17 protein-coding genes are annotated in these 17,964 nt (G+C 62.3%); 10 read left to right on the forward strand and 7 right to left on the reverse strand.

What is annotated here, in order from left to right; genetic code table 11:
• The first annotated feature begins 114 nt into the window (after nt 1-114).
• Complete coding sequence (locus tag KVG85_RS03195; protein WP_130900561.1) at nt 115-1,683, forward strand: sensor domain-containing diguanylate cyclase; 1,569 nt, start codon at nt 115-117, stop codon at nt 1,681-1,683.
• A gap of 159 nt (nt 1,684-1,842) precedes the next feature.
• Here KVG85_RS03195 and KVG85_RS03200 read toward each other — a convergent pair whose 3' ends face one another.
• Entirely contained in the window at nt 1,843-2,214 is a 372-nt protein-coding gene (locus KVG85_RS03200; RefSeq protein WP_217864927.1) for a hypothetical protein, read from the reverse strand.
• A 189-nt stretch (nt 2,215-2,403) separates the two neighbouring features.
• Between KVG85_RS03200 and KVG85_RS03205 the strand changes: the two genes are divergently transcribed.
• From KVG85_RS03205 to KVG85_RS03220, 4 genes are all read left to right on the forward strand, one after another.
• Complete coding sequence (locus KVG85_RS03205; RefSeq protein WP_024013585.1) at nt 2,404-2,844, forward strand: carboxymuconolactone decarboxylase family protein; 441 nt, start codon at nt 2,404-2,406, stop codon at nt 2,842-2,844.
• Nucleotides 2,845-3,094: 250 nt separating this feature from the next.
• Entirely contained in the window at nt 3,095-3,586 is a 492-nt protein-coding gene (locus KVG85_RS03210) for a sigma-70 family RNA polymerase sigma factor (RefSeq protein ID WP_024013584.1), read from the forward strand.
• A gap of 40 nt (nt 3,587-3,626) precedes the next feature.
• The gene (locus KVG85_RS03215) at nt 3,627-4,604 is read left to right on the forward strand and encodes a FecR family protein (RefSeq protein ID WP_217862957.1); all 978 of its coding nucleotides are present in this window, start codon (nt 3,627-3,629) and stop codon (nt 4,602-4,604) included.
• A gap of 98 nt (nt 4,605-4,702) precedes the next feature.
• Nucleotides 4,703-7,129, forward strand: a complete 2,427-nt coding sequence (locus tag KVG85_RS03220) for a TonB-dependent siderophore receptor (protein ID WP_122508344.1) — start codon at nt 4,703-4,705, stop codon at nt 7,127-7,129.
• 90 nt (nt 7,130-7,219) lie between these two features.
• Here the strand turns inward: KVG85_RS03220 and KVG85_RS03225 are convergent, their stop codons facing one another.
• Nucleotides 7,220-8,371: an MFS transporter gene (locus KVG85_RS03225; RefSeq protein ID WP_217862958.1), complete on the reverse strand. Its 1,152-nt coding sequence runs from the start codon at nt 8,369-8,371 to the stop codon at nt 7,220-7,222.
• Nucleotides 8,372-8,615: 244 nt separating this feature from the next.
• Between KVG85_RS03225 and KVG85_RS03230 the strand changes: the two genes are divergently transcribed.
• Nucleotides 8,616-9,596 (forward strand): diaminopimelate epimerase, encoded by a 981-nt coding sequence (locus KVG85_RS03230; protein WP_217862959.1) that lies wholly within the window; start codon nt 8,616-8,618, stop codon nt 9,594-9,596.
• 153 nt (nt 9,597-9,749) lie between these two features.
• Here the strand turns inward: KVG85_RS03230 and codA are convergent, their stop codons facing one another.
• The 4 genes from codA to KVG85_RS03250 form a co-directional block, all read right to left on the reverse strand.
• Complete coding sequence (gene codA / locus KVG85_RS03235; RefSeq protein WP_071172997.1) at nt 9,750-10,985, reverse strand: cytosine deaminase; 1,236 nt, start codon at nt 10,983-10,985, stop codon at nt 9,750-9,752.
• A gap of 14 nt (nt 10,986-10,999) precedes the next feature.
• On the reverse strand, nt 11,000-12,271 hold the full coding sequence (codB, locus tag KVG85_RS03240) for a cytosine permease (protein ID WP_071172996.1): 1,272 nt from the start codon (nt 12,269-12,271) through the stop codon (nt 11,000-11,002).
• 304 nt (nt 12,272-12,575) lie between these two features.
• Nucleotides 12,576-12,932 carry a 6-carboxytetrahydropterin synthase QueD gene (queD, locus tag KVG85_RS03245; RefSeq protein WP_007915588.1) on the reverse strand — a complete coding sequence of 119 codons (357 nt, stop codon included), beginning with the start codon at nt 12,930-12,932 and terminating at the stop codon, nt 12,576-12,578.
• Between the two features lie 85 nt (nt 12,933-13,017).
• Nucleotides 13,018-14,097 carry a patatin-like phospholipase family protein gene (locus tag KVG85_RS03250; protein WP_133340414.1) on the reverse strand — a complete coding sequence of 360 codons (1,080 nt, stop codon included), beginning with the start codon at nt 14,095-14,097 and terminating at the stop codon, nt 13,018-13,020.
• Nucleotides 14,098-14,388: 291 nt separating this feature from the next.
• Between KVG85_RS03250 and KVG85_RS03255 the strand changes: the two genes are divergently transcribed.
• From KVG85_RS03255 to KVG85_RS03270, 4 genes are read left to right on the forward strand one after another with little or no spacing between them, the layout of a single operon-like run.
• Nucleotides 14,389-14,697 carry a PepSY domain-containing protein gene (locus KVG85_RS03255; protein WP_217862960.1) on the forward strand — a complete coding sequence of 103 codons (309 nt, stop codon included), beginning with the start codon at nt 14,389-14,391 and terminating at the stop codon, nt 14,695-14,697.
• Nucleotides 14,697-15,008 (forward strand): PepSY domain-containing protein, encoded by a 312-nt coding sequence (locus KVG85_RS03260; protein ID WP_016775413.1) that lies wholly within the window; start codon nt 14,697-14,699, stop codon nt 15,006-15,008. The genes KVG85_RS03255 and KVG85_RS03260 overlap by 1 nt, the downstream gene beginning before the upstream one ends.
• Before the next feature lie 3 nt (nt 15,009-15,011).
• Complete coding sequence (locus KVG85_RS03265) at nt 15,012-15,680, forward strand: response regulator transcription factor (protein ID WP_217862961.1); 669 nt, start codon at nt 15,012-15,014, stop codon at nt 15,678-15,680.
• Complete coding sequence (locus tag KVG85_RS03270; protein WP_016775411.1) at nt 15,677-16,990, forward strand: sensor histidine kinase; 1,314 nt, start codon at nt 15,677-15,679, stop codon at nt 16,988-16,990. The genes KVG85_RS03265 and KVG85_RS03270 overlap by 4 nt, the downstream gene beginning before the upstream one ends.
• Before the next feature lie 200 nt (nt 16,991-17,190).
• On the opposite strand, the gene KVG85_RS26240 is transcribed toward KVG85_RS03270, so the two are convergent.
• A complete protein-coding gene (locus KVG85_RS26240; protein WP_371699990.1) occupies nt 17,191-17,946 on the reverse strand; it encodes a methyl-accepting chemotaxis protein in 756 nt (251 codons plus the stop codon).
• Nucleotides 17,947-17,964 lie beyond the last annotated feature (18 nt).

Genomic DNA, 17,964 nt, shown 5'->3' on the forward strand with positions numbered 1-17,964 from the left:
GCGCCGATAACTGGGCGGGAGGCGGGCGTTTGCCCGGTACATCCCGGTGGGCTACGCTCACACATACAAGGGTTTCGGGCTCGCGCCCCTGTCGTACCTGCCCAGGACATGCTTTTGCCAATCCCCATTCACGATCCGCATCAGGCCCCCGGCACGCTCAAACGGTTGCCGCTTCGCAAAGCGGCGGTGCTGTTTATTGTTGCGGTGAGCCTGTGCCTGTGCGGTCTGCTGTACCTGCAACTGGAGCAGTCGCGGCGTCAGGATCTGGCGGTGGCGAAAATGGCCTCGGGCAACCTGACCCGGGCCATGGCGCAGCAGGCCGAAGACACTGTGCGTGCAGCGGATCTGGTGATGACCAGCCTGGTCGACTGGATTCAGGACGATGGTTACGGGGCGGCGCAGCGCCCTCGGTTGCAGCGGATCTTTGCCCGCCGCGCGCAGCAACTGGATCAGCTGCATGGCATCTTTCTCTTCGATCGCGAAGGGCAGTGGATCATCACCTCGTTCGCTGATCTGCCTCGTGGCAACGGCGTGGCTGATCGCGAGTATTTCAAGTTCCATCAGCAGAATGCGTCGACCGTTGCGCACATCGGCCCGGCGATTCGCAGCCGCGAAAACGGCGAATGGATCATTCCGATTTCCAGACGCGTCAACGACCAGCTCGGCAACTTTCAGGGCGTACTGATGGCCGGCATCCGCATGTCCTACTTCGATCAGTTCTTCAAAAGCTTCAGCCTCGATGACAGCGGCATCATGTTTCTGGCGCTGACCGACGGCACCTTGCTGGCGCGACGGCCCTTCGATGAATCACTGATCAACACCTCGGTGGCCCACGGCGAGATCTATCAAACCCTGCTGCCGAACGCTAACGCTGGCACCGCGATGCTCAATTCAGTGGTCGACGGCGTGACCCGCTTGTATGGCTATCGCCAGCTCGCCTCGTATCCGCTGGTGGTCTCTGCGGCGACGTCGCAAGACACGATTCTGCAGGGCTGGTATGACCGCGCCTTTCAGTCCAGCGTGATTGTCGCGCTGGTGATTCTCGGGGTTGGCCTGTTCGGCTGGGTATTCATTCATCAGGTGCGCGACGGCGAGCGTATCGAGAAAAACCTGCGCAAGGCGCAACTGGCGCTGGAGCAGATCGCCACCCACGACAGCCTCACGGGACTTGCCAATCGGCGCTTGTTCGAGCGCTCGCTGGACATCGAGTTTGCTCGTGGCGCGCGCCAGGTCAGCCCGGTCAGCCTGATCATGCTCGATATCGATTTCTTCAAGCGCTACAACGACGCTTATGGTCATGTCGCCGGCGATCAATGCCTGGCGCAGGTGGCGCAAGTGGTGAAGGCCTGCTGCCAGCGCAAGTCGGATCTGGCGGTGCGTTACGGCGGCGAAGAATTTGCCGTGCTGCTGCCGGACACCGACATCAACGGCGCGCTGGCGATAGCCGGGCAGATTCGCCGCAGCGTGATCGACAAGCACATCATCCACAGCGGCTCGCCGACCGGTTATCTCACCGTGAGCCTGGGCTGTTATGCGTTTATTCCGCATGGCAACGACAGCCCGCAAGTGTTTATCCAGCGCGCGGACGCGGCGTTGTATCAGGCGAAAAATGCCGGACGCAATCGCGCGGCGGTGTATGCGCCGGAAGAAGGTTTTGCCGAACTGATGCGGTCGGATCGCTGATTCTTTCAATCAACAGAAATCAGAAGTGGGAGCGAGCCTGCTCGCGAATCGGTGTGTCAGCTTGCATCAAGGTTGGCTGACAGACCGCTTTAGCGAGCAGGCTCGCTCCCACATTGGGTCCTGATGTAAGCAGGACTATCTGGGATGGCTCTTGTTCGTTCAGCCGCCCGTGCCACCGCCCGCGCCACCCGTGCCGCCGCCGCCCGTGCCACCGCCCGCGCCACCCGTGCCGCCGCCGGCCGAACCGGTGCCACCGCCCGCGCCGGAACCCGAGCCACTGGCGCCGCCATTGGTACCCGTGCCGGTGCCCATGCCCGAGCCAGTACCCGTGCCGGTGCCGTTATTGGTTCCGCCAGAACCGCTGCCACCCGATGGCGAGCCCGGTGTGTTGTCTGGCGGCATGGTCGAGCTGCTGGCGCCGCCGGACTTGGTGCCCGTCGCATCGGTGCTGTCATTGGCAGCGAAGCTGGCGGCGGACGCCGTGGCGAGCAGGCCGGCCAACAATAACGAAGTGAATTTGCGCGTCATCATGGTACGTCTCCTGATAAAGGGGATTACCTGATATTGGTCTTGCGCACTGAAACCTTGGTGCCCGTCGAGTGACGAGCGGTCAGTCGCCGCGCCAAGTGGCCTACCGTTCTTCTGCAATATTGGCTATTTGCCGAACCACCCCCGGGGACTAACGTAGCCACACATTCAATCGCTACCCCGGAGCCCACCATGCAATCTCGTGCCGATTTCTACACCGCTTCCCCCGATGCCATGAAAGCGATGATGGCGCTGGAAAATGCCGTCTCGAAACTGTCGCTGGAAAAGAGCCTGCTCGAACTGGTCAAGCTGCGCTCTTCACAGATCAACGGCTGCGCATTCTGCATCGACATGCACACCGCCGACGCGATCAAGGACGGCGAAACCCCACGCCGCCTGTTCGCCGTGACGGCATGGCGGGAAGCGCCATTCTTCAGCGAGCGTGAGCGTGCCGCGCTGCTGTGGACCGAGTCGCTGACACAATTGAGCCTGACCCACGCGCCGGACGAAGACTATGAAGTCGTCGCTGCGCAGTTTTCGCCGAAGGAACTGGTTGACCTGACGGTGGCGATCAACACCATCAACGGCTGGAATCGCCTGGCGGTGGGCTTCCGCAAGCTGCCGCAGGCCTGAGGCATTCACGCTTTTCCCTTGTGGGAGCGAGCCTGTTCGCGAAGGCGACGTGTCAGTCACCATGATCGTTGCTGACATACCGCATTCGCGAGCAGGCTCGCTCCCACAGGGAGATCTTCAGTGTCCATCTGAACTCGGCCTCGTGTGAGTGCACCTTGCGCATCAAGAACACCAACACAGCGTGCATTGCTTTGTATTAATACGAAGCATTACTATTCACGCCCCTTTCTCACCACGCCGCCCATCCCCCATGCGCTCCCGCAGATCCGGCTTTTTCGAGCATTACGAAGAGTTGATCGGCACCTGGACTCGTCGCCTGCGCAATCGCGCGCAGGCCGAGGATCTGGCGCACGACACCTTTGTGCGGGTGCTCGAGGCAGATTCGGCGGCGGTGCAGCAGCCTCGCGCGTATCTGCATCAGACCGCACGCAATATCGCCGTTGACGGTTATCGGCGGGAGGACCGCCGGGGCGTCATGGAGTCGGAGGCGGTCGAGGACACTGCGTCGTCGGCGGGCGATCCGGAGCATTACATGCACGCGATCCAGTTGGCCGATTCCATCGAACGCGCGCTCACCGAGCTGCCGCTCAACTGCCGCAAGATCTTTGTCTGGCAGAAGATCGAAGGCCTGACGCAGGCAGAAATCGCCGAACGCCTGGGGCTGTCCAAGAACATGGTCGAAAAGTATATGATCCGCACCCTGCGGCATCTGCGTGAGCGGCTGGATGGCTTGCAATCATGAGCGCTTGGATCTTTTCATTTACAGCCGGACAGGACATTCCATGATGGAGACGAGAGATTGCGCCTGTGGGCAAACGGCGGTGCGTGACGAAGCGGCGGCCTGGTTCGTGCGATTGCAGGAGCCGAATGTCAGCATCGAGCAACGGCAGCGCTTCGAGGCCTGGCTGAACGAGCATCCGCAGCACCGTGAAGAATTCCAGTTGCTGCAAGGCTTGTGGACGGCGGCTGATCTGCTGCCGACGTCGCGTCTTCAGGCGCTTGCGCAAACTCCCCGCCGCGAACGCCGGCCGATGCTGCGTTATGCCGTCGCCGCGAGTGTCCTCGCCGTGGCGCTGGGGCTTGGCCTGTTCAGTGGTTTGAATCATCCGGGCGCTTACCGCGCTGAATTCGCCACGGCGCCGGGCGAGCGCAAGCATGTGGCGTTGCCGGACGGTTCGCTGATCGATCTGAACAGTCGCAGCCGCTTGCAGGTGCGTTATGAGAAGGATCGACGGGTGATCGAATTGAGCGCGGGCGAGGCGATGTTCAGTGTTGAACACGACGCCTCGCGTCCGTTTATTGTCGAGGCCGGCAGCGGCAAGGTCACAGTCACCGGTACACGTTTCGATGTGCGCCGCGATGCCACGCAGACCCGCGTGGCGGTGGAGCAGGGCACGGTAAAGGTGCAGGGAAGTGCTGCCCCGGACAACCAATTCATCAACCTCACCGCAGGCCTCGGCACGGCGGTCGATGCCCAGGGCAAGGTCCTGCCGGCCTACGCGGTCAACCCGGCGGAACTGACCGCATGGCGCAACGGCAAACTGGTGTTCAACAACGCCAGCCTCGGCGAAGTAGCGGCGGAAGTATCGCGCTATCGCGACAAACCGCTGACCGTATCCCAGCCGAACGTGGCCAGCCTGCGCCTGACCAGCGTGTTCAAATCCGACGACACCGACGCCTTGCTCAAAGCCTTGCCGAGCATCCTGCCGGTGACGGTGCGCACCCTCGCCGATGGCAGTCAGGAAATAATTTCCAGATAGCATTCAGGTTTTTTCTCAGTTCATCGTCTTCCTGTTCAACTGCAACTGGTTTGCATTAACAGCCGCACACTCTTGCGATCCACAGGACTGCGTACGACGTGAACATCACCACAACCCACAATAAAAAATCCCCTTGGTTGCCACTGGCCTTGGCGCTGGCGGTCAGTGCCGCGATGCCATTGGCGTTTGCCGCTGAAGCCATTCATATTCGCGCGCAACCGCTGGGCCAGGCCTTGAGCGAGCTGGGCCAGCAAACCTCGCTGCAGGTGTTTTTCAGCCCCGAACTGGTGGCCGGCAAACAGGCGCCAGCGGTCGACGGCGACCTTTCGCCAGAGCAGGCTTTGCGGCAGCTGTTGCAGGGCAGCGGTCTCGATTATCAGATCAATGAAGGCTCGGTGACGCTCGCTCCAGCCGCCACCTCCGCAGCCAGCAACGGCCCGCTGGAGCTCGGCGTGACCGACATCAAAGTGGTCGGCGACTGGCTCGGTGACGCCGACGCGGCGGTGGTGCAGAACCACCCCGGCGCACGCACGGTGATTCGCCGCGAAGCGATGGTCGAGCAGGGCGCGATGAACGTCAGCGACGTGCTCAAACGCGTGCCCGGCGTGCAGGTGCAGGACTCCAATGGCACCGGCGGCAGTGATATTTCCCTCAACGTCGGCGTACGCGGTCTGACTTCGCGCCTGTCGCCACGCTCGACCGTGCTGATCGACGGCGTACCTGCCGCGTTTGCTCCGTACGGCCAGCCGCAACTGTCGATGGCGCCGATTTCCTCGGGCAATCTCGACAGCATCGACGTCGTGCGTGGCGCCGGTTCCGTGCGTTACGGGCCGCAGAACGTCGGCGGCGTGATCAACTTCGTGACCCGCGCGATCCCGGAGAAAACCACCGGCGAAATCGGCACCACCCTGGAAACCACGCAGTACGGCGGCTGGAAACACATCGACACCGCATTTCTTGGCGGCACCGCCGACAACGGCATGGGCGTCGCGCTGCTGTACTCCGGCGTCAACGGCCACGGCTATCGCGAGCGCAACAACGGTAACGACATCGACGACGTGCTGCTCAAGACGCACTGGGCGCCGACCGATCAGGACGACTTCAGCCTCAACTTCCACTACTACGACGCCAATGCCGACATGCCCGGCGGCCTGACCCAGCGTCAGTACGACGACAAACCGTACGAATCGGTGCGTGACTACGACCAGTTCACAGGCCGGCGCAAAGACGTGTCGTTCAAGTGGATCCGCCAGATCGACGAGCGCACTCAGGCAGAAATTCTCACCTATTACACCGACAGCTTTCGCGGCAGCACCATCGCCGCGCGCGATCAGCGCACCCTCAGCTCGTACCCGCGTTCCTACTACACCCTCGGCATCGAGCCGCGCGTGTCGCGGGTGTTCGATGTCGGCCCGACCACCCAGGAAGTCAGCGTCGGTTATCGCTATCTGAAAGAGGCGATGCACGAAGAGTCGAGTCGTCTGGCGCTGGTCAACAATCAGCCGGTGGTCACGCCAACCTCTGACGGCCATGTATTCCAGGATCGCACCGGTGGCACCGAGGCCAATTCGGTGTATGTCGACAACAAGATCGACGTCGGCAACTGGACCATCACCCCAGGCATTCGCTTCGAACACATCAGCACCGATTGGCACGACCGCGCCGTGCTCGACACCGCTGGCCGGCCGGTCCAGGAGAAAAACCGCAGCATCGAAAGCAATGAGCCGCTGCCGGCGCTGAGCGTGATGTATCACCTCTCCGATGCCTGGAAACTGTTCGCCAACTACGAAACCTCGTTCGGCAGCCTGCAATATTTCCAGCTCGGCCAGGGCGGTTCGGGTGACAGCACCGCCAACGGTCTGGAGCCGGAAAAGGCCAAGACCTACGAGATCGGCACGCGTTACAACGATGATGTCTGGGGCGGCGAGGTGACGCTGTTCTACATCGACTTCGATGACGAACTGCAATACATCAGCAACGACGTCGGCTGGACCAACCTCGGCGCGACCAAGCACCAGGGCATCGAAGCCTCGGCGCACTACGACATGGCCGCCCTCGATCCGCGCCTCGATGGTTTGACCGCCAACGCCGGTTTCACCTACACCCGCGCCACCTATGAAGGCGAGATCCCCGGCTTCAAGGGCCGCGATCTGCCGTTCTATTCGCGGCAGGTGGCCACGGTCGGATTGCGTTACGAGATCAACCGCTGGACGTACAACATCGATGGCTTCGCCCAATCGAAACAGCGTTCGCCGGGCACCGGTGTGAATGCGGATGGCAGCTTCAATGGCAACTACATCACCGAAGGCACGGCGGACGGGCAGTACGGCGACATCCCGGGTTACGTGACCTGGAACGTGCGCGGCGGCTACGACTTTGGTCCGCAAGTGTCGAACCTCAAGCTCGGCGCCGGGGTGAAGAATGTCTTCGACAAGCAATACTTCACCCGCTCCAGCGACAACAACTCGGGGATGTATGTCGGCGCGCCGCGCACGTTCTTCGTGCAGGCCAGCTTAGGTTTTTAAAGCACAAGATCAAAAGATCGCAGCCTTCGGCAGCTCCTACAGGGGAACGCAAATCCATGTAGGAGCTGCCGAAGGCTGCGCTCTTTTGCTTTAGACCTTCAGGACTTTGCCGCCGATCGCCACAGCCACCAGCAACACTGCCATCAATCCGAAGGCAAAACTCAGGCTGCTGGCATGCGCGACAAAACCGATCACCGCCGGCCCGGCGAGAATCCCGGCATAACCCAGCGTGGTAATCGCCGGTACCGCGATGCTCTCCGGCATCACCGTCTGCTTGCCCACCGCCGTGTACAGCACCGGCACGATGTTCGAGCAACCGGCGCCGACCAGCGCATACCCGATCAGCGCCGCTTGCCAGCTCGGCGCGAAGGTGGCGAGAAACAACCCCGCCGCCGCCAACAGACCGCCGAACAGAATGATCCGCGTCGCACCGAGCTTACGCACGATGCGGTCACCGAGCAGACGGCCGACGGTCATGGTCAGGGCAAACGCTGCGTAACCCATTCCCGCGTAAGCCGTGTCGATCCCGCGTTCCTGAGCGAGGAACACTGCGCTCCAGTCCAGCGCCGCGCCCTCGGTGAGGAACACGATAAAGCACATGCCGCCGATAAACAGCACGATGCCATGGGGAATGGCGAACGCCGGGCCGGAGCTGTCGCTGCCATAGGGCAACATGTGCGGCACGCACTTGAGCAAGGCGCCGATCAGCAAAACCACTACCACCAGCATCGCCGCCAGCGGTGTCAGCCCGAGGCCGAGCAGGGCACTGACGCCCGCCGCACCGACAATGCCGCCGAGGCTAAACAGGCCGTGGAACCCCGACATCATGTGCTTGCCGCTGGCGCGCTCGACGATCACTGCTTGCAGGTTCACCGTTGAATCCACCGTGCCGAGGCCGGCACCGAACATGAACAGCGTGGCGATCAGCGCCGGGATCGATGACACCGTCGCCAGCAACGGCAGCGCCGCGCAGATCAGCAAGGTGCCGCCGGTGGCCACGCGTCGACAACCAAAACGCGTGGCGAGAATCCCCGCCAGCGGCATCGCCAGAATCGAGCCGACACCCAGGCACAGCAGCAATAACCCCAGCGTGGCCTCATCCAGCCCGGCCCGCGCCTTGGCGTACGGCACCAGCGGCGCCCAGGCGGCGATGCCGAGGCCAGCGATGAAAAAAGCGACGCGGGTGGACATCTGTTGCAGACGTCCGGGGACGAAGGTGTCTTGGGGGTTGAGACTGGTCATATCGATCCTTGGCAAAAAAACAACTGCATCCCGAGTGACATTCTGACGGCGTTGAGGTTCGATCTCAGGCCTTTCGGGGCATAACGGTGAACATCCTACCCTGTGGGAGCGAGCCTGCTGGCGAAAGCGGTGGGTCAAATATGGAATTGTCGACTGACGCACCGCCTTCGCGAGCAGGCTCGCTCCCACACTGGTTTGCGGTTTACAGTCGGATTTTCGCCAGCATGGAATACGGGAACAAGGCATGACGAAGTTCTACGACGCACGCGGCAATATCTACGGAGTGGTCTCACCCGAAACCTTGCGCGAGGCCGGAATCGCTTTGCCAGCGAGGGCCGCAGAGTGCGCCGTATCCAGGCAGCAATGGAGCGAAGCCGCCATCGCCCGGTGCTGCGATTGGCCCGACGGCCAGCGTCCGGCCAACAGCAAACCCCACCGCAGCGACGGCCTGCTGATCGGCCCGTTTCAGGCATCTGCGCCGTTCGATGTACTGATCGTCAACACTGACGGCAGCCTCGCCGAGCGCAGCGGTAACGGCCTGACGATTTTTTCTCAGGCATTGACCGAGCAAGGCTTGATGCCGGAGCAGGGCGCCATGCTCCGCGTTCATCATGACAAGGGCGAAGCGCTGGAAACGGCGGTGACACCGGCCGAAGTCGGAGGCGTGCGCGGTTTCTGGCTCGACCTCGCTCAGCCTGGCTTCGGCCCGGAGGCTGTGGGTGCGCAGACGGTTGAAAACGCTCAGTTCAATCATCGCGACGTCAGCCATGTCCAGCCCCTGGCACAACTCGATCCCACTTGGACCCACAGCCAATTCGTCCGCATCGGCAATCCGCACTGTGTAACGCTGCTCAGCGATGCAAGCGCTTTGCCGAGCAACGAACAGATGCGTGAACCCACCCTGAACCAACGGCTTACAGCGATCGCCTATGCGATGCCCAACGGTGCCGGCAATCCGTGCCCGGCGGGCGTCAATCTGCAATGGGCCGTGCTGGTGTCGCCGCAGCAAGTCCTCGCCCGGGTATTCGAGCGTGGCGAAGGACCAACCGCATCATCCGGCACCAGCGCCAGTGCGGTCGCGTGTGCCGCGTGGCGGGTGGGTTGGGTCGAGGCGGGAGAAGTGCGGGTGGTCATGCCGGGTGGCACCGCACCGGTTTTGCTTGAGGTTTCTGAAGGGGAGTTGCTGCGCGTCAGATTGTTTGGCACGGCGCGGTTGATCGCTTGATTCCGCCGACGCTATCGCTGGGATCTTCTGTGAGAGCGAGCCTGCTCGCGAAGAGGTCGGCACATCCAATATCGAGGTGCTTGGCATGGCGCTTTCGCGAGCAGGCTCGCTCCCACAGGGTTGGCTCTCGGCCCATCAGGTTCAGCGTACTTCTCAGCTGAACTCCACCACCGGCATCTGCCGCTTCATCAACACCTTGCCGCCGCGAATCGAATACAGCGGCAGGCCCTGGCTGCGGATCACTTCGTAGTCGCTGTCCGCCGAGAGAATCAGCAGGTTCGCCGGGCGGCCCTGTTCCAGTCCATAACGCTCGCCCAGGTGCATGGCTTTGGCGCTGTTGTCGGTGACCAGATCCAGCGCACTTTGCAGGTTGCGATAACCGAGCATGTGGCAGATATGCAGACCGGCTTCAAGCACGCGCAGGATGTTGCCGTTACCCAGCGGATACCACGGGTCGACGATCGAATCCTGACCGAAACACACGTTCATGCCAGCTTCGAGCAGTTCATTGACGCGGGTCACGCCCCGGCGTTTCGGGAAGTTGTCGAAGCGTCCTTGCAGGTGAATGCTTTCGGTCGGGCAGGAGACAAAACTGATCCCGGAATGGCCGAGCAGGCGGAACAGTTTGGCGCAGTAGGCGTTGTCATAAGAGCCCATCGCCGTGGTGTGGCTGGCGGTGACGCGGGCGCCCATGTCGCGGCTGCGGGCTTCTTCGGCGAGCACTTCAAGGAAGCGTGAATGCGGATCGTCAGTCTCGTCGCAATGCACGTCGACCAGGCAACCGGTGCGCTCGGCCAGGTCCATCAGGAACTTCACCGAGCTGACGCCCTGATCGCGGGTGTACTCGAAATGCGGAATGCCGCCGACCACGTCGGCGCCCATGCGGATCGCTTCTTCCATGAGCTCACGCCCGTTGCGGAACGACTCGATGCCTTCCTGCGGGAACGCGACGATTTGCAGGTCGATCAGGTGACGACTTTCCTCGCGCACTTCGAGCATGGCCTTGAGCGCGGTGAGTTGCGGGTCGGTGACGTCAACGTGGGTGCGCACGTGCTGAATGCCGTGGGCGGCCAGAGCCTGAATGGTCTTCTTGGCGCGGGTCTTGGTGTCTTCTTCGGTGATGGTGACCTTGCGCTCGCCCCAGCATTCGATGCCCTCGAACAGCGTGCCGCTCATGTTCCAGCGCGGCTCGCCAGCGGTGAGGGTGGCGTCGAGGTGGATGTGCGGCTCGACGAAGGGCGGCACCACCAGATTGCCGCCGGCATCGAGGTCATCCGGGCCGAGGGTCGGCGCTTCGGTCTGACGGGCGATGCTGTGGATCAGGCCGTCTTCAAGGTGCAATTCGTGCAGGCCTTCCTGGTTGCGCAGGCGGGCGTTGATGATGTGCATCAGGCGAATCCTTTTTATAGGTCTTGTAGTGGTGCGCTGACGCGACGGGCGCCGAGCATACCGGTGACGATGACATACGTTAGCGCGGCAGCGGCAATGCCTACCAGCGGCGCGACCCAGGGCGAACTGAACGCAGCGACGGTACCCACCCCGTAGGCCCCGAGCCCCGGCCAGTTGAACGCCGGCAACCGTGCGTCGGCCAGGCGCGGATAGTGCCCGCGCCAGCGGTAGAAGAAGTCAGCCATGATCACCCCGCCAATCGGCGGAATCACCGTGCCGAGCAGAATCAGATACGGCACCAGCATGTCGTACATGCCCAGCAGGGCGAGCAGGGTGCCGATCACCGCGCCGCCCAGGGTCACAGTTTTGCGCCGCCCGGTGCGCAGCAGGTTGCAGCCGGCGACGGCGAAGTTGTAGATGGTGTTGTCCTGAGTGCTCCAGATGTTCAGCAACAGCATGGCCATCGCGGCCATGGCGAAGCCTTGCAACAGCAGCACTTCGACCACATCCGGCTGTTGATAGACGATCGCGCCGTACGCGCCGATCAGCACCATCAGGCCGTTGCCGATGAAAAAACCGATCAGGCTCGCCAGCACCGCGACTTTTGCCGAGCGCGAAAATCGCGTCCAGTTGGTAGCTTGCGTTGCGCCGCTGACGAAGGTGCCGAAGACCAGGGTGATCGCTGTCGACCAGTCCAGCGAACCGCTCGGCACCACGCTGAGCAAGCCTTCGAAGCCGCCGACTTTCACGGTCGCTGCCCACATCGACAGCATCAGAAGCAACATCATCGCCGGCACCGCGATGTACGAGAGAATTTCCAGGCCGCGATAACCGATGTACGCCGTGGCGCAGAAGCCCAGACCGAATAGCACCATCAGGACCAGCACGGTGGTTTCATCGAGATTGAAATACTTGCCGATCACCACCGCCGCTGTCGCCGTGCCCCACGCGTACCAGCCGATCTGGGTAAAGCCGAGGATCAGGTCGCTGAGCTTGCTGCCGACTTCGCCAAAACAGAAACGGCCCATCAGCACCGAATTGAGGCCGCTCTTGAAGGCGATGTAACCCAAGCCTGCCGCGTACAGACCGAGCAACAGGTTGCCGACAATGATCACCGCCATCATCTCGGCGAAACCGAACGCGACCCCGAGCTTGCCGCCGGCAAACATGGTCGCGGTGAAAAACGTGAAGCCCAGTAACACCATCGCCGTCGAGGCCAGGCCTTTGCGCGCGTGCATGGGGACTTCACTGAGCGGGTAATCGTTGCCGGAAGCGTTCTGCGTCATGGGGCAGTCCTTGCTGGAAGGGGAAGACGCAGGAGGGTTGCAGCTGTCGTGCCAAACGGCGCAAGTGAACGAATGTGTAGACGCGAGTGAGATTTTCAGCGCGAAAGCAGTGCACTGAATGCACCAGGAGCCCAATGTGGGAGCGAGCCTGTGATGTGCACGGCAGATGAGTCAAACCTGGCGCCGGACTCTTGTGGGAGCGAGCCTGCTCGCGAATACGGAGTGTCAGTCACCGAATAAATTGACTGGAACGACGCTTTCGCGAGCAGGCTCGCTCCCACAGGGGCGGGGAGATGTGTGTTGCTTATTCGCCGCGATAGATGCAGCCGCTGGTGCACGTCTCATGAATGCGGATCGCGCTGAGTTCCGGCAGCAATGGCTTCATCTCATTCCAGATGAATTTGGCCAGCACTTCGCTGGTCGGGTTTTCCAGGCCGGGAATGTCGTTCAGGTAGTTGTGGTCGAGGCGCTCATACAGCGGCTTGAAAATCGCTTTGATCTCGGAGAAATCGCGAATCCAGCCAGTGTGCGGATCGAGGTCGCCGCTCAGGTGCAGCGCGACCTTGAACGAGTGACCGTGCAGGCGTCCGCACTTGTGGCCGTCCGGGACGTGCGGCAGGCGGTGGGCGGATTCGAAAGTAAACTCTTTGAAGATTTCCACGGTATTTTCGGCTCTGTTCAGATGGCGTTCGCCGCAGCGATTCGGGCAGGCGGCGAGTTTATCAGCTTGTCTTTGACCGTGCTGACTAAAGGGTCAGCAAGCGCTCGGCGAGGCGACCGTTGGCCGTCAGTTCGAGAAATTCGTCGCCCAGTCGGCGGCTCTCGTCCATCGCCGTGTGCCAGTATTTCTGCCGGCTCGGCGCATCGCCCATAAAGCGTTTGAAGTCATTACGATCGGGCAGTTTGCCGTAGGGCAGGCGCGCCAGATATTCCTTCGACGGCGCGACCAGCAGCACATCCTGCAGACGCTGCACCGAAGCGCGGCGCCAGGGCAGGGTCTTGTCGAACCAGCCGGGAATCACCCGATCGGTGAAGTGCGGATAGAGCACGATGCCGTCGCCGCTGTAGGGCAGGTCGAGGTGGTAGTCGAGCAAACCGCCGTCGCGGAACGTACCCGCGCCGGCGCCGGGCAAGTCGCGTACGCCTTCCATGACCATCGGGATCGATCCGGAAGCGAGCAGGGCCTGGCGCAGGTTGCCGGTGTTGAGGGCAACGAAGCGCGAGGGGAAATCGGTCAAGGCATCAAGCGGCGGCGCCAGGCGCGGATCGTGGATGATCAGCCGTTCGAAGTGCCGCGACAGCCGCGCACGACCGCGCAGGTTGTCGGCGATCACCGAGCCCAACGCCAGACCGAGGCGCCCGCGATGGTCTTCAGCGAGGCGGCCCTGGCTTTTCACCACCATGATGTTCAAGCGGTAATCGGCGTTCTCGAGGATGCTCGCATCGCGGCCGTCGAGCAGGTCATTGAGCATGCGCTGCGAGCTCTGGCTGATCTCGGCCATGCTCACGCCTTTGTTGAAATTCTGCTCGGCATACAGCTGGCCGAGGCGGCGAATGCCCTCGGCGGCGTCCGGCAGGCAGGCGCTGGCGAAGCGCCAGGAACCCACCGAGGCGCCGATCAGCGAACGCTCGCGCGGCGCACTCGGCAGCCACTCGCCGAACAACGCCAGATCGAGCCCCTGTATCCCCAACGCCTTCGGCCCACCGGCCGCACCGGGCAGGGTGCCGACGTCCGCGGCGTGCAATCCCTGCGCACGAATCCGCGCCATGGCCCGTGGGCCGGCCTTGAGGGTGAGGGCGGGAAACTTGATGTGGATGGCGGTCATACCGGTCTCGATCGTTAGCAAGCTGGCGATTATAAGCACATGTTGCAGGCCCATGTAGGAGTGAGCCTGCCCCACAAGGGGGGCAGACGCAAACCAGTGTGGGAGCGAGCCTGCTCGCGAAAGCGGTGGGTCAGAAACATCGTTGCGGCTGACACTGCGCCTTCGCGAGCAGGCTCGCTCCCACAGGGGACCTTGCCAGCAATGGGGCACAATGATGGCCATTCAGTTTCAGTTAAGTTGACCCCGCTATGGTGCCCACCGTAAGCAACATATAAGAATTCGGAGACACCCATGAAAACCCTGACTGCCCTGACCACTGCCTCGATCCTCGGCCTTGGCGCCAACACTGCGCTGGCGCGCGATCTCGGACCTGACGAAGCGCTTCGTTTGCGCGACGCTGGTACTATCGTCTCCTTCGAGAAGCTCAATTCAATCGCGCTGGAAAAACACCCCGGTTCGGAAATCACCGAAACAGAGCTGGAGGAAGAGTACGGCAAGTTCATTTACCAGATCGAACTGCGCGACCCGAAAGGGCTGAAGTGGGATCTGGAGTTGAACGCCGTCGATGGTGAAGTGCTCAGGGATCATCAGGATACGTAATGAAGCTGAATAGTCGCGCCACCCGCCTGACGGCGCTGGCGCTGGTGTTGTTGTGCAGCACGGCCATGGCTCGCGACCTCGATCAGGACGAGGCGCTGGCCCTGCGTCGCGATGGCGTGATCCTGCCGCTGGAGCAAGTGCTGCAGCAGGCCATGGATCGCTACCCCGGCGCCAAACTGCTGGAAGTCGAGCTGGAAGAAAAACACGACGTGTACATTTACGAAGTCGAATTGCTGACGGTCGAAGGCGTGGCGCGCGAGCTGCACCTGAAGGCCGATACCGGCGAGTTAGTCAAAGACAAGGAAGATTGATCGATGCGTTTGCTTCTGGTGGAAGACCACGTACCGCTGGCCGACGAATTGCTTGCCGGCCTGCAACGCCAAGGCTACGCGGTGGATTGGCTGGCCGATGGTCGTGACGCGGTGTATCAGGGCAGCAGCGAGCCCTATGACCTGATCATCCTCGACCTCGGCCTGCCCGGCGTGCCGGGGCTGGACGTGTTGGCGCAGTGGCGTGCGGCCGGACTGGCGATTCCGGTGCTGATTCTTACCGCGCGCGACTCATGGGGCGAGCGCATCGAAGGGCTGAAGGCCGGCGCTGACGATTACCTGACCAAACCTTTCCATCCGGAAGAGCTGTACCTGCGCATTCAGTCACTGTTGCGCCGCTCCAAGGGCCAGGCCAACCAGCCGACCCTGCAAGCCGCCGGCCTGCATCTGGACGAAGGTCGCCAGTGCGTGGTTCGCGACGGCGCCGACATCCAGCTGACCGCCGCTGAATTCCGTCTGCTGCGCTATTTCATGCTGCACCCCGAACAGATCCTCTCGAAAAGCCACCTCGCCGAACACCTCTACGACGGTGAGACCGAGCGCGACTCCAATGTCCTTGAAGTCCACGTCAATCACCTGCGGCGCAAGCTCGGCAAAAGCGTGATCGAAACCCGTCGCGGCCAGGGTTACCTGTTCGGCGGGCAAGCTTCATGAGATCAATCCAGCGCCGTTTGAGCCTGGGTTTGATCAGTGTGATGGTGATCGTCGGTCTGGTACTGGCGCAAACCAGCCTGTGGTTGTTCGAAGTCGGTTTGCAGCGCTACCTCGAAGCCGGCCTGCGCAACGACAGCGAAAGCCTGCTGGTAGCGCTGGTGCGTGGCCCGCAAGGTTTGCAATTGGATGAGCGGCATCTGTCGCCGGCCTATCAGCGGCCGTTTTCCGGGCATTACTTTCGCATCGATTTCTCCGACAGCCACTGGCGTTCGCGCTCGCTGTGGGATCAGGAACTGCCGCTGCTGCAACACCCGGGGCTGCACAGCAACCTGCAACTGGGCCCGGGCGGGCAACGCTTGCTGATACTGCGCTCGGACTATCGGCGCCTGGGTCAGTCGATCTCTATCAGCGTCGCCCAGGATTACACGCCGGTCAGCGACAGCTTCCAGCGCATGCGCCAGATCGGCCTCGGCCTGGGGCTGGCGGCGTTGCTGCTGATCCTGTTCCTGCAACGCCTGACCGTGCGCCGCGCGCTGAAACCGCTGGAACGCGCGCGCGAACAGATCGCTCAGTTGCAGCAGGGCCAGCGCTCGCAACTCGACGATCAGGTGCCGGTGGAACTGGAGCCGCTGGTGGCGCAGATCAACCATTTGCTCGCCCACACCGAAGACAGCCTCAAGCGCTCGCGCAATGCCTTGGGCAACCTTGGCCACGCGCTGAAAACCCCGTTGGCGGTGCTGCTTAGCCTGGCCTCCAGCGACAAGCTCGATGACCATCCCGAGCTGCGCAGGATTCTCAAGGAACAACTGGAACAGGTGCAGCAGCGCCTCAATCGCGAACTCAATCGCGCGCGGTTATCCGGGGATGCGCTGCCCGGCGCGTTGTTCGATTGCGATGCCGAGTTGCCGGGGCTGCTGGCGACGCTGAACATGATTCACGGCGAGCATCTGGCCTTGAGCTACGTCGCACCGCCGGGCTTGCAACTGCCGTGGGACCGCGAGGACTTGCTGGAACTGCTCGGCAACCTGCTCGACAACGCCTGCAAATGGGCCGATGCCGAAGTGCGCTTGAGTGTGATCGAACGGTCTGACGGCTTTGCCCTGAGCGTGGAAGATGATGGGCCAGGGATTCCCGAGGAGCAGCGGTCTCAGGTGTTCAGCCGTGGCACGCGGCTGGATGAGCAGACCCACGGGCATGGGCTCGGCCTTGGGATCGTGCGGGATATTGTCGATACCTGGGGTGGCTTGCTGGTGCTGGGGGAAAGCGAGTGGGGCGGGTTGAAAGTGGTGATTGAACTGCCTCGGCGGTGAGCCCTTGAAAAGCCCCTCACCCCAACCCTCTCCCAGAGGGAGAGGGGACTGATTGTGTTGTTCTTGAGAGATGCATCCACTTGAAATCCGAGTCGAACTCAGGACTTGAATGGCATGAAGATCGGCTCCCTTTCCCCCTCGCCCCCCTTGGGGGGAGAGGGCTGGGGTGAGGGGGGATTGGAACTGACACCCCGCACTTGTCAAACGCGAAACTGATCCATCAACCGCTGCTGCTGATTCGCCAGGCTGTTGAGTGACTGACTGACCCGCGCCGACTCGTTCGCCTGGCCGGACAGCGACTCGGTCACATCGCGAATCGTCGCCACGTTGTTATTGATCTCCTCAGCCACCGCGCTCTGCTCTTCGGCAGCACTGGCGATTTGCAGGTTCATGTCGCTGATCACGGTAACCGCATCGCCAATCTGCCGCAGTGCCGTGACAGCCTGTCCCACCTGCTCGACACTGCCCTGGGCCTGACGATGGCTGTTGCCCATCGAGCCGACCACTTCCTGCGTGCCGTTCTGCAATTGCTCGATGACCTGACGGGTTTCCTCCACCGACTCCTGAGTGCGGCGCGCAAGGTTGCGCACTTCGTCGGCGACTACGGCAAAACCGCGTCCGGCTTCCCCGGCGCGGGCGGCTTCGATGGCGGCGTTGAGCGCCAGGAGGTTGGTCTGCTCGGCGATGGCGCGGATGGTTTCCAGCACCGTGCCGATCTTCTCGCTGTTCGCAGCCAGCCCTTCGACCTGAACCATCGCTGCGCTCATGTCGGCGGCGAGGGTGTCGATGCTTGCGGTGGTGCGGTCGATCACGGTCAGGCCCTGACGGGTGGCGCGGTCGGCGTCCTTGGCAGCTTCGGCGGCCTGGGCGGCGCTGCGTGCCACATCCTGCGCTGTGGCGCTCATTTCGTGGGACGCGGTGGCGACCTGATCGACCTGACGATATTGCTGCTCCATGCCGGCGCTGGTCTGGGT

This window comes from Pseudomonas triticicola (assembly GCF_019145375.1).
GTDB classification, from domain to species: Bacteria; Pseudomonadota; Gammaproteobacteria; order Pseudomonadales; family Pseudomonadaceae; genus Aquipseudomonas; species Aquipseudomonas triticicola.